The organism is Enterococcus sp. 3G1_DIV0629 (genome assembly GCF_002141285.1).
GTDB lineage: Bacteria > Bacillota > Bacilli > Lactobacillales > Enterococcaceae > Enterococcus_B > Enterococcus_B lactis.
In genome coordinates, this window is sequence record NZ_NGLI01000001.1 from 116,044 (window position 1) to 129,878 (window position 13,835).

Genomic DNA, 13,835 nt, shown 5'->3' on the forward strand with positions numbered 1-13,835 from the left:
ATAGGGGGATATAGGATATGAAAAAGAAGATTTTTGGATTAGCAGCAGCGCTTTTGCTGACTGTAGGATTAGCAGCATGCGGTAACAACAGCGACAGCAAAGATTCAGCAAATAAAGCAGACGACACGACATTGAAAGTCGGCGCTTCACCGACACCGCACGCAGAGATTTTGGAACATGTGAAACCATTATTGAAAGATGAAGGAATCGATCTTGAAATCGTCAAATTCGATGACTATGTATTACCGAACCAATCTTTGGAAGAAGGCGACATCGATGCCAATTACTTCCAGCATATTCCTTATTTGAACAAAGAAATCAAAGAAAAAGGGTATGACTTTGTCAATGCCGGTGCTGTCCACATCGAACCAATGGGCTTGTACTCTAAAAAAGTCAAAGATGTTTCTGAACTAAAAGATGGTGCAACGATCATCACTTCGAATTCTGAATCAGACTGGGGACGCATCATCACGATTTTACAAGATGCTGGGCTAGTCAAAGTCAAAGATGGAGTAGATCTGGAAACAGCCACATTCGATGATATTGCAGAAAACCCTAAGAACTTGAAGTTCAACCATACGATCGACCCATCACTTTTAGCTTCTACGTACCAAAATGATGAAGGTGACCTAGTCGCAATCAATGCAAACTTCGCTTATGGCGCAGGATTGAATCCATTAGAAGATGCCGTATTGCTTGAAAAAGACAACTCTCCTTACGTGAATATCATTGCGACTCGCAAAGGTGATGAAGACAGTGACAAAATCAAAAAACTGATTGAAGTGCTTCACCGTAAAGAAGTCCAAGAATGGATCACAGACAAATGGGGCGGCTCTGTTAAACCAGTAAAGGCTGATGCAAAATAAGGAAATGAAACAAAAAAGATGAGAAATAAGTCTGTAACGGCTTATTCCTCATCTTTTTTATATCTATTCTAATTTAGAAATCAAAATTGTTTAATAATCAATAAAAGATATTTGATTTTAGTAAGGAAGATCATTGCGCTTCATTCTCAATTAGTCTAAAATGAGTGAGAACGAAAGAGAATTTGGGGGTATAAAGCATGTCTGTCTTAGAAATAAAAAATCTACATGTGTCGATCGAGGAAAAAGAAATCCTTAAAGGCGTAAACCTAACAATGAAAACCGGAGAAATTCACGCCATCATGGGACCTAACGGCACAGGAAAATCAACCTTATCTGCCGCTATCATGGGCAATCCAAACTATGAAGTAACAGAAGGCGAAATCTTGTTTGACGGGAAAAATGTTTTAGACTTGGAAGTAGACGAACGTGCACGACTTGGTTTGTTTTTAGCTATGCAATATCCAAGTGAAATACCAGGTATCACGAATGCGGAATTCATGCGTGCAGCGATCAATGCGAAACGTGATGAAAACGATAAGATTTCTGTTATGGCATTTTTGAATAAGTTAGATGAAAAAATGGCTTTACTGAATATGCCAGAAGAAATGGCTGAACGTTATCTGAACGAAGGTTTTTCTGGCGGGGAAAAGAAACGGAATGAGATCCTACAATTGTTGATGTTAGAACCAACATTTGCGATTTTAGACGAAATCGACTCGGGTCTGGATATCGATGCTTTGAAAGTCGTTGCTAAAGGAGTAAATGAAATGCGCGGAGACAATTTCGGTGCATTGATCATCACCCACTATCAACGATTATTGAACTATATCACACCTGATGTCGTTCACATCATGATGGAAGGTCGAGTAGTCATGACAGGAAATGCTGACTTAGCTAAACGCCTGGAAGCAGAAGGTTACGCTGGAATCAGTAAAGAATTAGGAATCGACTATAAAGAAGAAGAAGCGTAAGGGGGAGCAAGAATGAAAGAAAAAAACTGGCTCGATTATCTTGACGCGGTAAATGATTTTTCTTTAAGTAAAGGCGAACCTGATTGGATGAGAACCTTCCGTCAAGACGCACTAGCGAAAGCAGATGAACTGCCATTGCCGCATATCGATCGGGTGAAATTCCATCGCTGGTCGTTATTCGATGTGAAAGAAACACAAACCATCAGTGAAACAGGCACGATTCCTGCATTTGATGCAATGAAAGACAATCCTGTGCTTGTCCAACAAGGTTCATGGACGATTTTTGAACAACTACCTGTGGAATTAGCAGAAAAAGGAGTTATTTTTACCGACTTGTTCACTGCAATGATCGAATTCCCAGAACTAGTCCAAGAATATTATATGAAAAAAGCAGTAAACATGGACGAAGACCAATTGACTGCACTCCATGTAGCTTTTATGAACAGCGGTATTTTCCTGTATGTACCTAAAAATGTCGTGATCGATGAACCACTCGAGTCCTTATTCATTCAAGATGGCGCATCCGATGAGCACTTCTTCAAGCATGTGCTGATCGTGGCAGATGAACATAGTGAATTTTCTTATCTGGAACGTTTCCAGACAACCAAAGAACAAGTAGCAAAATCATCAGGTAACATCATCGTGGAAGTCATCGCTAAAGCTGGTTCAAAAATCAAATATTCAGCTGTAGATCAATTAGGAGAGAATATTACTTCTTATATGAATCGCCGTGGGCACATTTTACGAGATGCTTCTGTCGACTGGGCAATTGGTGTCATGAATGACGGTCATGTGATCGCTGACTTTGACTCAGATTTAGCAGGAGAAGGTGCACACGCAGAAGTCAAAATCGTGGCAATCAGCTCAGGCAGACAAATCCAAGGAATCGATACACGAGTAACCAATAAAGCCCCTCATACGATCGGGCATATTTTGCAACACGGAGTGATCCGAGAAAAAGGAACATTGACCTTTAACGGTATCGGCCACATCCTGAAAGGAGCAAAAGGTGCAGATGCCCAACAAGAAAGCCGTGTCTTGATGCTTTCTGACAAAGCACGTGGTGACGCGAACCCTATTCTTTTGATCGATGAAAACGAAGTAACTGCTGGACATGCTGCCAGTGTAGGACGAGTTGATCCAGAAGAAATGTACTATCTGATGAGTCGAGGATTGCATAAAGAAGAAGCAGAGCGATTAGTGATTCGAGGATTCCTCGGTTCTGTCTTAACGGCAATCCCTGTAGAACAAGTTCGGAAAGAATTAGTCGAAGTAATCGAAGGGAAGTTGAATGGATGATCGATGCTAAAAAGCTACGCAATGATTTTCCTATTTTATTTCAAGACGTCAATGATGAACCTTTAGTTTATCTGGATAATGCAGCGACGACCCAAAAGCCAAAACAAGTACTCCAGGCATTAGCGCATTATTACGAACACGATAACGCCAATGTTCATCGCGGTGTCCATACGTTAGCAGAACGCGCGACCCATGAGTATGAACAAGCAAGAGAAAAAGTACGAGCGTTCATCCATGCAGAAGAAACAGCAGAAGTTCTATTTACTCGTGGTACGACGACAAGCTTGAATTGGGTAGCCAGAAGCTTCGGCGACCGCTATATCAAAGCAGGAGACGAGATAGTGATCTCTTACATGGAACATCATTCTAATATTATCCCATGGCAGCAGTTAGCAAAACGAACAGGTGCCGTCCTGAAATATATCGAACTAACAGAAGAAGGCTTCCTGGATATGGAGGATGCAGCGAAAAAGATTACGGACAAAACTAAAATCGTCTCTATTGCTCATGTATCCAATGTCTTAGGTGTCATCAATCCTGTTCAAGAATTAGCTGAACTTGTCCATGAAAACGGCGGGATCATCGTAGTAGATGGTGCACAATCTGCCCCGCACATGACCATTGATGTTCAAGCACTAGACTGTGATTTCTTTGCTTTCAGCGGACACAAAATGTGCGGACCAACAGGTATCGGTGTTTTATATGGTAAACGAAAATGGTTAGAAGAAATGGAACCTGTTGAATTTGGTGGCGAAATGATCGATTTTGTCGAATTATACGACAGTACATGGAAAGAACTACCTTGGAAATTCGAAGCAGGGACACCAAATATCGCTGGCGCTATCGCATTCGGCCATGCAATCGATTATTTGCAAGAACTCGGCATGGACAATATCCATCGATATGAAGAAGAACTAGCCGCTTATGTGTTGCCAAAATTACAAGCAATCGATGGATTGACTGTTTATGGTCCGCAAGACCCGAATTTTCGGACAGGAGTCGTTGCGTTCAATTTGGATGGGTTACATCCACATGATGTCGCGACAGCTTTAGACATGGAAGGGGTAGCCGTTAGAGCAGGTCATCATTGTGCGCAACCGCTATTGAAGTACCTTGAAGTATCAGCGACTGCTCGCGCCAGCTTTTATTTCTACAACACGACGCACGACGCCGACCGTTTAGTTGAAGCAATCATGGCAACAAAGGAGTTTTTCCAACATGGGACTATCTAAATTAGACAATTTATACCGTCAGGTGATCTTGGATCATTCTTCCCATCCGCATCATCGTGGAAGCTTGACCGACTCGACAAGCAAGATTGAATTGAACAACCCCACATGTGGAGATGTGATCGAATTGCAAGTCGATGTAAAAGACGGAATCATCAAAAATATCGCCTTTGACGGCAGCGGCTGCTCCATCAGTACAGCAAGTGCCTCGATGATGACAGATGCCGTCATTGGAAAATCAATAGAAGAAGCAGAACATTTAACTGTAGACTTTCTACAGCTTGTCCAAGGAAAAGAAGTCCAAGATCCCGACCAATTAGGCGATGCTGCTATGCTTGGTGGTGTAGCTAAATTTCCCGCTCGGATCAAATGTGCGACACTTGCCTGGAAAGCACTAGGAAAAGCAATGGAAAACGATGGTACCGCAGCTTTCCATCATTACCACAAGGAAGAGGAGTGAGAACATGGGCGTACCAGAATTAGAAGAATATAAATTCGGGTTTCACGATGATGTCGAACCGGTTTTCAGTACAGGAGAAGGCTTGACAGAAGAAGTGATCCGTGAGATGTCAAGAATCAAAGGCGAACCAGAATGGATGCTTGAATTCCGTCTGAAATCTCTAGAAACATTCAATAAAATGCCAATGCAAACATGGGGCCCCGACCTTTCAGACATCGATTTCGATGCCATCAAATATTACCAAAAACCAAGTGACAAACCCGCTCGTGACTGGGAAGACGTACCAGAAAAAATCAAAGATACATTTGAAAAGATCGGTATCCCAGAAGCAGAACGAGCTTATCTAGCCGGTGCTTCCGCACAATATGAATCAGAAGTCGTGTACCATAATATGAAAGATGAATTCGAAAAGTTAGGAATCGTCTTTACTGACACTGACTCTGCTTTGAAAGAATACCCTGAATTATTCAAAGAGTACTTTTCAAAACTTGTACCGCCAACCGACAACAAATTAGCAGCGCTGAATTCAGCCGTATGGTCGGGTGGAACCTTTATTTACGTGCCAAAAGGCGTCAAAGTCGATGTTCCATTACAAACGTACTTCCGGATCAATGCGGAAAACACGGGACAATTCGAACGTACGCTGATTATCGTTGACGAAGGAGCAAGCATCCACTATGTCGAAGGTTGTACGGCACCTACTTATTCAAGTAATAGTCTGCATGCCGCCATCGTAGAAATCTTTACAAGAAAAGATGCGTATTGCCGTTACACCACGATCCAAAACTGGTCAGACAATGTGTACAACTTAGTAACCAAACGAGCAAAAGCATACGAAGGCGCAACCGTTGAATGGATCGACGGAAACTTAGGTGCAAAAACAACGATGAAATACCCAAGTGTTTACTTAGATGGAAAAGGTGCACGAGGCACCATGCTCTCCATCGCCTTTGCAGGAGCAAACCAAATCCAAGATACGGGTGCAAAAATGATCCACAATGCACCAAATACATCTAGCTCTATCGTCTCTAAATCAATCTCAAAAGACGGCGGCGAAGTAAACTATCGAGGACAAGTAACCTTTGCCAAAAACAGTGCGGGTTCGATCTCTCATATCGAATGTGACACGATCATCATGGACGAATGGTCGAAATCCGATACGATCCCATTCAATGAGATCCACAACAGCCAAGTCTCTTTAGAGCACGAAGCCAAAGTCTCAAAAATCTCAGAGGAACAACTCTACTATCTGATGAGCCGAGGCCTGACCGAATCTGAAGCCACTGAAATGATCGTCATGGGCTTTGTCGAACCATTCACCAAAGAACTCCCAATGGAATATGCAGTCGAACTCAACCGATTGATCAGTTATGAGATGGAAGGGTCTGTGGGGTAATACTTAAATATAGAGGTTGTGACAGAAGTGGGCAGCTTCAAGAAATAAGAAGGAATTTACGAAAATTGCTTCTCAAATTTTTGTGAAATTTCGGCTTATTTCCGAAGAAGCTACTTCTGGAACACCGTGTATCAGAGGTTGTGAAAAAGCTGGCCTGCATCAAGTAATAAGAACAGCCAAACAAAAATAGTTCCTCATATTTTACGTTTGGTTGAGCTTATTACCGCAGATGCAAGCTTTTGAGCACCGTTTATTCGGAAAAAGGAGCTGCGACAAGACTTTTGTCACAGCTCCTTTCGTAATAAGGTGAAATGAAAATAATTTCATTCAAATGAACGAAGCTATCAGCTAGCTATATGAGAGTAAATTTGATGCAAAAAACAGAGCCGAAACAGTCTTAGTGTTCGTAGCACTGCTTGTATGTTTCAAATTTAAGACAAAGAGGTGGCAAAAGATGGTGATAAGGAAGATAAGATTACTGTGTTATATAAACTAGGAAAATACAAACTAGGTAACTAACTGTAACCAGCTAATTTTAAGAGATTCTTATTAGAAAACGTTTAGGAATATAACTAAGAAAATGACTATACAGGTAATTGTCATTTCAATAATGTTTTCTAATTTTCGCGTCTTTGTTTTAAGAAAAAGACCAGGACCAGTTGAAAAAAAGTTGGTACGATAGTGAAGGGGGACAAAATTTCCTACTAATATTCCCACTAACAAGAGATAAAATGGCCAGTTTGGTGTGATTCCTCTATAAAAAAATGCCCACGCTACCGAAATCCCATAGATTAGCAACTGAACGATTTTTACAATGAAAAAAATTTTTTTGCCATTACTCAAAGTCTCTTCCTCCTTGTATCGTTTATTTGTTTCATTTTATCATCACGTTAGGCGCTTGAACAATACATTTTGTATTTTCTTGAGTACTCTTGAATAAACTACCAGCGATGATCATATTTATTTATGTTACTGCAAATCATCATAGATTATGATTCCAAAAAGAATCATTGGGAGGCTGTGGCGTAAATATTATATTATAAGCCAGAAATACCTATATCTAGGTGTTTATGGCTTTTTTGATAGAAAAATGACAGAAGAATAATACAAATAGCCTAATAATAGAATAGTTAATCATTTTTTTCTTAATTGACCATTCTCTTTGCTTCATTTCATTTATGTAAGAGAATGGTATTTTTTTCTAACTATCATAATGAAAAAACAAACTTTTTCTAATAAAAACAACAAAAAATGTCTGAAAAATCGGACATAAAAGTGTTTGTTTTTGAGATGGTAACAGGGGTAAAGAAAGGACAAGATTGATAGAACTCGTTCTAATGATTAACAATTTTGAAGATAACCCAAAAATAGACAGAAAAGACTTAAATATATAGGATATCATTCTCTTTGTTTAAATTACGCAAGAGTATGATATTTTTTCATTATCTAACTATTATTTTATAAACTTTTTTTATTTTTATAGTAAAAATATGGAATCCTGTATAAAGGCTTTTATGTTAATATTTAAATGAATGCGCTTTTATATAGTTAGGATTTTGTATAGAGAAGATAAATAAACCATTAAAATTATAAACTTTGTGATGAATTTATAAATCCCGGATCACTTTACTAACTAAAAAAGGAGCCTAAATGAAAAAGAAAAAACGATGGCTGATCCCACTGATCGGCGTACTCATACTTTTAGGAATAGGAGGAAAACTAGTGATAGACCAGCAAAAGGAAACAGAAAAGTTGCAAGAAGAAATGGTCAAGATCGTGAAAAGCGAGGAGGCAAAAAAAGCTATAGAAAGGAGTCTAATTATTTTAGATAGGAATGCTTTTTCTTCAGAAGGAATCATTCAAACATATGAAGTAGATTATACAAGTATCAGAAAAAATCCGATGGGTGGAATCATGCTGACTATTCATATTAATGGAAAGAAGGAATTAGATTATCATCCTATATTGATGAAATATGATAATTGTGATGTAAAAGTTGACTCTTCTAGTTATTCCCCGATATTAGATCGATTACTACAAAAAGGAGAAGAAGGAGAAAAAAATGTACACTGATGAGGAGAAAGTAATGATTGCTAGAAAAGAGTACGATAATTTGAAAATTAGCTACCCAATAAAAATTAATGAAAATAAAACGACAATCGGATACGTCTCCCAAGTCATCAACAACCTCTCTGGAGAACAGTCTTTTGTCATCAACCATACGGACCGCTTCGTTTCCCCGGTTGCACCATTGCCTGAAAGACTGGTGAGATAAATAAAACTAAAAAAGGAGCCTAAATGAAAAAGAAAAAATGGTGGTTGGTCCCTCTGATCGGCATACTCATACTTTTAGGAATGGGAGGAAAACTAGTGATAGACAAAGAAAAGTTACAAAAAGAAATGATCGAAGTCGTGAAGAGCGAAGAGGCAAAACAGGTAGTTGAAGAAGGTTTGAAGAACTTGGACCCTAAAGCATTGACCCCAGAAGGAGTGATCCAATCTTATGAAATCGATTACGACAGTATAGAACACAATCCGATGGGTGGGATAAATGTAACTATATTAGCTAATAGTAAAGAAAATCTTTATGTGTTTTTTACCTTGAAAAAGAACGAGAGTGGCGAGTTAAAAGACGGAGGTGGCGGCAATTCTTCTGATTTAGAAAAATTATTGGAGGGGGATAAATATGTCAAGTAATTATTCAGATCAGGTTAGAGTTACGATAGCAGAACAAGAATACAAAGATTATAAAGAATCTGATCCAGTAAAAATAATAATTAAAAATGATAAAAAGACAATCGGCTACGTCTCCCAAGTCATCAACAAACCCTCTGGCGAACAGTCTTTTGTCATTACCCATACGGACCGCTTCGTTTCCCCGGTTGCGCCATTGCCGGAAAGATTGGCGGTTAAAGAAGTAACGGTGCTTTATCGCGGTTCGACAGGCTTAGACAAAATCAAGAAACAAACTGGCGATGTGTGGCAAGACTGGGTCGTCAACAATGTGGATATGGCACGTAAGATCCTCGCGGCTGAACAAGGCGCACCGCCCCCGCAATTAAGAACGTCTGCGGAGACCTTGAAGGAAGCGATGCGCCAGTATCCTAATGCCCAGTTTTTCGTCTATGGTCATTCTTTAGGCTCCATGAATGGACAATATGCTGTTGCTGATTTGTCATTGGAGGAAAGCAGGAGGCTTGGTGGAGGGTATTTTTTCCAAGGACCCAATATTTATACGGTATTGACGTCAAGTCAGCGCGTGACCGCTGATCTTCTGACGAGGTCAGGAAAACTGCATAATTATGTCGATGAGAAAGACTTGGTACCAATCGGCTATAGCAAAGACAAGCCGATGGTCGGCCGAATGCGCCCAGTGTTGTCTAAAAAAGTCGGGTGGGTCGACCAGCACATGTGGGGTGGATATCAGTATGACCAATTCGGGAATGTCTTGCTTGATACGAAAGGAGAACCTGATGTGATCGGATTGGAAACCCAGCAGCGTCTTGCCGGCATCGAAAACATGAAGAGACACTTTCTAGCAAAAGGCAGTCTATCTTCTGCTCAAAAAATATTTTTGGATGCATCACAAGCCAAAGCGATTACTAGTGGGTACAAAAAAACAGTGGAGACAGAAATTAGTGAATTAAAGAAATGGTTCCAAACAGAAATCAGAAATGCCAATGAATTATGGCAAACGACAAAATTAGACGCCCGCTATTGGGGAGCAAGTCTGACATATTATGAAGAACTGGAAGCACTTGATTCTTGTGGAGTAACGGAACGGAGTATACGGATAGACCCAATAAATGAATATGAACGAACAGTAGCAACGCTTAGAAAATCAGAAGAAGAGCTTGAAAGGCTGTTAAGAAACATTGAACAAACGATCAATAGGCAAGTAGATTCTGATCATGAGCTCAGCCATTACTTATTTTAGAGGTGAATAAATGGAACAAGAAATCAGAAGGAAAATAGAAGAAACCGAAGAAATGTATCGTAAAAATCGCGTATCATTAGAAACCCATCTAGATTATCTGTCGAATGAGCAAAGAAAATTTCAACGCTATTTAGAAAATATCTCTGTGCAAATCAATGCCACCGCTAAACATTATGAGACCAACCCTCCCGAAAATAAAAGGGCAGTCTATCGTCTCTTAGAACAAGCAAGTGAAGAATCCCGGCAACGAACACGAGCAATCCAACGGAATCTGGAAGAACGACTACATGAAAATCAATCTATATATAACAAAAAGATCCGTCAGTATGAAGAAGAATACAGAAAATCAAAAAGAGAGGGAGAATCCTATGTTTGAATTCGATTGGATTATGAATGGTGTAGATGCATTACTTGAAGGAGCAAATAATGAATTAATCCAGCAACGAAAGAATCTGGAAAAACAACTCATCCGTTTACTTGTAGCAAGTCCCAGCAAAGCTACATCCCAAACTAGAAAATCCCTCACACGAGAAAGAAAAAGCCAAGGAGCAACTAAACTGAAGAATGCCAGTGATACCTATAAAAACAATGTTTCTGTTGCCGCCAAAGGCCAATGGGTAGATGCGGCATTAGACAACGTTCAAAGCGTCTCGGATCGGTTAATGAGGTTGTGAGAGCAGTGCTTCTCCAGAATAAAAATCTCTGTCTAATCAAATTTTTCGATTAGGCAGAGATTTTTATTTATTTGACGACTTTCATCTCAAAGCTTTTTCAATTAACTTGACCCATGTTTTTTGGATAAGATCATGTGCATTGATTTTGCTATCTCTACGTTCATCTCCTACTTAATGCCTATCTGGCTCCTGAGGGGTTCTTTTTAAGGCGTCGTCATAGTCTTGGCTGAGAATCTCTTGATAATCTGAGGGAATGGCTTCCCAAGAGAGCAGGCGAACGTTCATGACGTGTTTTCCTTTGTGTTTGATTACAGCATGGTTTTTCTCTTTTTCTACCTCTCCAGCGTGAAAAGACAGCCATGTACCATGACCAAAGATATCATTACATACCCAATGTTCGATGGAATTGTCCACGTATCCTACAGGGAGTGTGGTATAGCCGATTTGTGGTTTCAAAAAAGGATTGAATCGATCAACCGTTTCATTTTTGTATTGGTAATTGATAAGAAAAAGATAGACCAAACAAAAGCCGAGCAGAAAGAAAGATAGTGCCTTTTTGAGTGATAATGGTGGTTTTGATGAATAAGATTTCTTGATAACAAGAGGTTCATCCGGCAATGTCGGTTCTATTGATTCGGCAGTTGGCTCAATAGAAGGAAAATCAATCGGCAGATCTAAAGTCTGATGTAAAAGTGACAGCATTTCAAAATCTGGCATTGTACGAGAATTTTCCCAACTAGAGATCGTTTTATCGGAAACACCGATTTTTTCGCCTAATTCTTTTTGCGTAAGGTTACAATTTCTGCGATAAGTTCGTATTTTTTCTCCAATGTTCATCTTCTTCTCCTTTCGATTCTACAGTATATAGATTTATTCTACATGACCTATACGCTTGATAGATACGTTTTTTTGATGAAAAACGGTATGATTTTATCAAAGAATAGTTTTAAGGAAAGGAGAGTGGTGATAATCAAAAAAAAGTTCACAGTTTTACTCACAATCATAGTGATCGGTATCATGATTGGTTTTGCTTTGGTTAGTATAAATAAACAGGTACTCTATCGGACAAATGAATTTTTCCACCAAACGGATGCTTATACTCCGATTCGATTGCCACAACATTTTATTGGGCGAGAAGAATATGAGCAGCTAATCATGGTATTTGAAAATGTATCTTCAGAAACTGAGCTTTCTTATATGAAAAAAACCGTAAACGAATCCAATGAAGTAGATACATCTTGGAACTTCAAGATACAGCCAAAGCTTGAAATGACATTGTATTATCAAGGAAATGTCAAATCTTCTCACGAGAAGGTACCCTATTCTAATACCTCCTTTCGCGTAATGGCTATTAAAGAATCGATCAAAATAAAAGATTTTGAAGGTGAATTTTTCTTGATGACGAGAGAAAAAGAAGACTATGAACGGTTCATTTCACTATTTGTGGAACGATTCAATCAAGCATTTCACACTGGTTATGCGACTGATGTTTTTGAAGATTTTGAAAATAGCTATCTGTATTCGGTTATTTCAAGTACAGACGTATATAATTATCGAGTGTATTTAACTATTGGGTTGATTCTTTTATTCCTTTTGTTACCATCCTTTTTCTTATTGATGAATAAAGAAATCAGTTTATTGTTGAATAATGGCTTTTCATTACATCAAGTATTGTGGTGTTTATTGGGGAAAAAGAAAATCATTACTACATTCATAATTGCAGGAATTATTGGTGGTTTTATTTTTATGTATTATAAGGAGCAATTTCTTTATTTGTTCCAGATGTACGTTTTCTTGTTCAGCGGAATATATGGTATCTCTTTGATTTCTCTTTTATTAGTTGAAAAAATCGCTTCGTTAAGAGAAGCGTTCAACTATATCCAATACATTCTTTTTACATTTGGATTGTTGTTTTCTCTTCTTTTGACTGTTGCCAATGTCGAATTAGCAACTATCGTTTTTTCTTCTTCACAGTTAGCTGTTTCCCATGAACCGCCAAAAGAAATCGCTGATGAAGACTATCATGTGTTTTATCCAGTAACCATCGGGAAAAACCATGTGGATTTTATTTATTCCAATCGTTTTGCATCAGCAGCAGATCAAGAATTATATGAAACTTTGAATAAAAACGGAAGTATATTAGTCAATGTATCAGATTACTTGAATGAAGAAAATGAACAGTTTGGCAGAGGAATAAAAATAAATCTGAATTATCTTAAGAAATTTCCTTTGGTTGATGTCTCTGGAAGGTTGATCCAAATAACCGAAGAAGAAACGCATCCTGTTATATTGATCCCTGAACGATATAGACATACAGATTTAAAAAATGACCTAGCTCAAATAACAGAATATTATCAAGAAATCAGTGAAAAAGAACCGAAATTTCTATTTATAAAAAACAATCAACCCATTTATACATTTATTCCTTCTATCCCATGGATCGAACATTATCCGGTTGTTGAAATACTGACATTGAAAAACAGTACGTATTGGGAAAGAAATATTCTCAGCGGAGAAATCTATCCGCCGTTAAAGATCAAGATAGGCTCTTTGTCGAAAGAAAGGTTATTTGAGCTGATTGAAGAAAGTCAGTTACGTGATAACTTGCAGTTATCATTTCCGTATCCTCAGACTGAAGAGATAGCTGTCAAAGTGTTAAGCAGATCATTTCATTACTTGATACAGATATTTTTACTCACTTTCTTTTCTTTCTTCTTGTTGAGCTATGTCATGTTATGCATATATTTTGTCTACAATTGTCGGAAAATCGCTATCTTTCGTTCAAGTGGTTATTCGCTCTTTGAAACGTATAAAAATTTCTTCATGATGAACCTCATCAAATGGGGAACGACAAGTGTAATCTTCCTTTTCCTTATAGAAAGAGAGCCTAAATATCTTTTTAATATTTTTTTCTTTAGTTTCATTGATTTTATTCTTTCAGTTGTTTTTATTTTGTCTACAGAAAAGAAAAGTCAGTTATTGTTGATGAATGGAGGTTAACAA

At 38.5% G+C, this 13,835-nt stretch carries 15 protein-coding genes; 13 read left to right on the plus strand and 2 right to left on the minus strand.

The genetic code is table 11. The features are described 5' to 3' along the window. Nucleotides 1–17 precede the first annotated feature (17 nt). The 6 genes from A5816_RS00530 (at nt 18) to sufB (ending at nt 6,221) form a co-directional block, all read left to right on the plus strand. Nucleotides 18–866: a MetQ/NlpA family ABC transporter substrate-binding protein gene (locus A5816_RS00530; RefSeq protein WP_002375018.1), complete on the plus strand. Its 849-nt coding sequence runs from the start codon at nt 18–20 to the stop codon at nt 864–866. 197 nt (nt 867–1,063) lie between these two features. After that, entirely contained in the window at nt 1,064–1,837 is a 774-nt protein-coding gene (gene sufC, locus A5816_RS00535; RefSeq protein WP_086310452.1) for a Fe-S cluster assembly ATPase SufC, read from the plus strand. A 12-nt stretch (nt 1,838–1,849) separates the two neighbouring features. Continuing rightward, nucleotides 1,850–3,136, plus strand: a complete 1,287-nt coding sequence (gene sufD, locus A5816_RS00540) for a Fe-S cluster assembly protein SufD (RefSeq protein WP_086310453.1) — start codon at nt 1,850–1,852, stop codon at nt 3,134–3,136. Beyond that, entirely contained in the window at nt 3,133–4,368 is a 1,236-nt protein-coding gene (locus tag A5816_RS00545) for a cysteine desulfurase (protein ID WP_086310454.1), read from the plus strand. The genes sufD and A5816_RS00545 overlap by 4 nt, the downstream gene beginning before the upstream one ends. Continuing rightward, nucleotides 4,355–4,825 (plus strand): Fe-S cluster assembly sulfur transfer protein SufU, encoded by a 471-nt coding sequence (gene sufU / locus A5816_RS00550; RefSeq protein ID WP_002308248.1) that lies wholly within the window; start codon nt 4,355–4,357, stop codon nt 4,823–4,825. Before A5816_RS00545 ends, sufU begins: the two co-directional genes overlap by 14 nt. Nucleotides 4,826–4,829: 4 nt before the next feature. After that, nucleotides 4,830–6,221: a Fe-S cluster assembly protein SufB gene (gene sufB / locus A5816_RS00555; RefSeq protein ID WP_002287686.1), complete on the plus strand. Its 1,392-nt coding sequence runs from the start codon at nt 4,830–4,832 to the stop codon at nt 6,219–6,221. A 549-nt stretch (nt 6,222–6,770) separates the two neighbouring features. On the opposite strand, the gene A5816_RS00565 is transcribed toward sufB, so the two are convergent. Then, nucleotides 6,771–7,064, minus strand: coding sequence for a hypothetical protein (locus A5816_RS00565; protein WP_086310455.1), 294 nt, complete (start codon nt 7,062–7,064; stop codon nt 6,771–6,773). An 807-nt stretch (nt 7,065–7,871) separates the two neighbouring features. Here A5816_RS00565 and A5816_RS00570 point away from each other — a divergent pair. From A5816_RS00570 to A5816_RS00595, 6 genes are read left to right on the plus strand one after another with little or no spacing between them, the layout of a single operon-like run. Further along, nucleotides 7,872–8,294, plus strand: a complete 423-nt coding sequence (locus A5816_RS00570) for a DUF1310 family protein (protein WP_086310456.1) — start codon at nt 7,872–7,874, stop codon at nt 8,292–8,294. Next, a complete protein-coding gene (locus A5816_RS00575; protein WP_086310457.1) occupies nt 8,284–8,496 on the plus strand; it encodes a hypothetical protein in 213 nt (70 codons plus the stop codon). Before A5816_RS00570 ends, A5816_RS00575 begins: the two co-directional genes overlap by 11 nt. A gap of 23 nt (nt 8,497–8,519) precedes the next feature. Continuing rightward, nucleotides 8,520–8,918 (plus strand): DUF1310 family protein, encoded by a 399-nt coding sequence (locus tag A5816_RS00580; protein WP_086310458.1) that lies wholly within the window; start codon nt 8,520–8,522, stop codon nt 8,916–8,918. Beyond that, on the plus strand, nt 8,908–10,158 hold the full coding sequence (locus tag A5816_RS00585; protein ID WP_086310459.1) for a hypothetical protein: 1,251 nt from the start codon (nt 8,908–8,910) through the stop codon (nt 10,156–10,158). Before A5816_RS00580 ends, A5816_RS00585 begins: the two co-directional genes overlap by 11 nt. 10 nt (nt 10,159–10,168) lie before the next feature. Beyond that, nucleotides 10,169–10,534 (plus strand): hypothetical protein, encoded by a 366-nt coding sequence (locus tag A5816_RS00590; RefSeq protein ID WP_086310460.1) that lies wholly within the window; start codon nt 10,169–10,171, stop codon nt 10,532–10,534. Further along, a complete protein-coding gene (locus A5816_RS00595; RefSeq protein WP_086310461.1) occupies nt 10,527–10,832 on the plus strand; it encodes a hypothetical protein in 306 nt (101 codons plus the stop codon). Before A5816_RS00590 ends, A5816_RS00595 begins: the two co-directional genes overlap by 8 nt. A gap of 171 nt (nt 10,833–11,003) precedes the next feature. On the opposite strand, the gene A5816_RS00600 is transcribed toward A5816_RS00595, so the two are convergent. Next, nucleotides 11,004–11,669, minus strand: coding sequence for a helix-turn-helix domain-containing protein (locus A5816_RS00600; RefSeq protein WP_086310462.1), 666 nt, complete (start codon nt 11,667–11,669; stop codon nt 11,004–11,006). Nucleotides 11,670–11,795: 126 nt separating this feature from the next. Here A5816_RS00600 and A5816_RS00605 point away from each other — a divergent pair, with 126 nt between their 5' ends. Next, entirely contained in the window at nt 11,796–13,832 is a 2,037-nt protein-coding gene (locus A5816_RS00605; protein ID WP_086311152.1) for a DUF1430 domain-containing protein, read from the plus strand. Nucleotides 13,833–13,835 lie beyond the last annotated feature (3 nt).

Coding starts and splice junctions, on each gene's coding strand:
- A5816_RS00595 (WP_086310461.1), top strand. CDS start 10,527: ATGTTTGAATTCGATTGGATTATGAATGGTGTAGATGCATTACTTGAA.
- A5816_RS00570 (WP_086310456.1), top strand. CDS start 7,872: ATGAAAAAGAAAAAACGATGGCTGATCCCACTGATCGGCGTACTCATA.
- sufD (WP_086310453.1), top strand. CDS start 1,850: ATGAAAGAAAAAAACTGGCTCGATTATCTTGACGCGGTAAATGATTTT.
- A5816_RS00585 (WP_086310459.1), top strand. CDS start 8,908: ATGTCAAGTAATTATTCAGATCAGGTTAGAGTTACGATAGCAGAACAA.
- A5816_RS00545 (WP_086310454.1), top strand. CDS start 3,133: ATGATCGATGCTAAAAAGCTACGCAATGATTTTCCTATTTTATTTCAA.
- sufU (WP_002308248.1), top strand. CDS start 4,355: ATGGGACTATCTAAATTAGACAATTTATACCGTCAGGTGATCTTGGAT.
- A5816_RS00590 (WP_086310460.1), top strand. CDS start 10,169: ATGGAACAAGAAATCAGAAGGAAAATAGAAGAAACCGAAGAAATGTAT.
- A5816_RS00600 (WP_086310462.1), bottom strand. CDS start 11,669: ATGAACATTGGAGAAAAAATACGAACTTATCGCAGAAATTGTAACCTT.
- sufC (WP_086310452.1), top strand. CDS start 1,064: ATGTCTGTCTTAGAAATAAAAAATCTACATGTGTCGATCGAGGAAAAA.
- A5816_RS00575 (WP_086310457.1), top strand. CDS start 8,284: ATGTACACTGATGAGGAGAAAGTAATGATTGCTAGAAAAGAGTACGAT.
- A5816_RS00530 (WP_002375018.1), top strand. CDS start 18: ATGAAAAAGAAGATTTTTGGATTAGCAGCAGCGCTTTTGCTGACTGTA.
- A5816_RS00580 (WP_086310458.1), top strand. CDS start 8,520: ATGAAAAAGAAAAAATGGTGGTTGGTCCCTCTGATCGGCATACTCATA.
- sufB (WP_002287686.1), top strand. CDS start 4,830: ATGGGCGTACCAGAATTAGAAGAATATAAATTCGGGTTTCACGATGAT.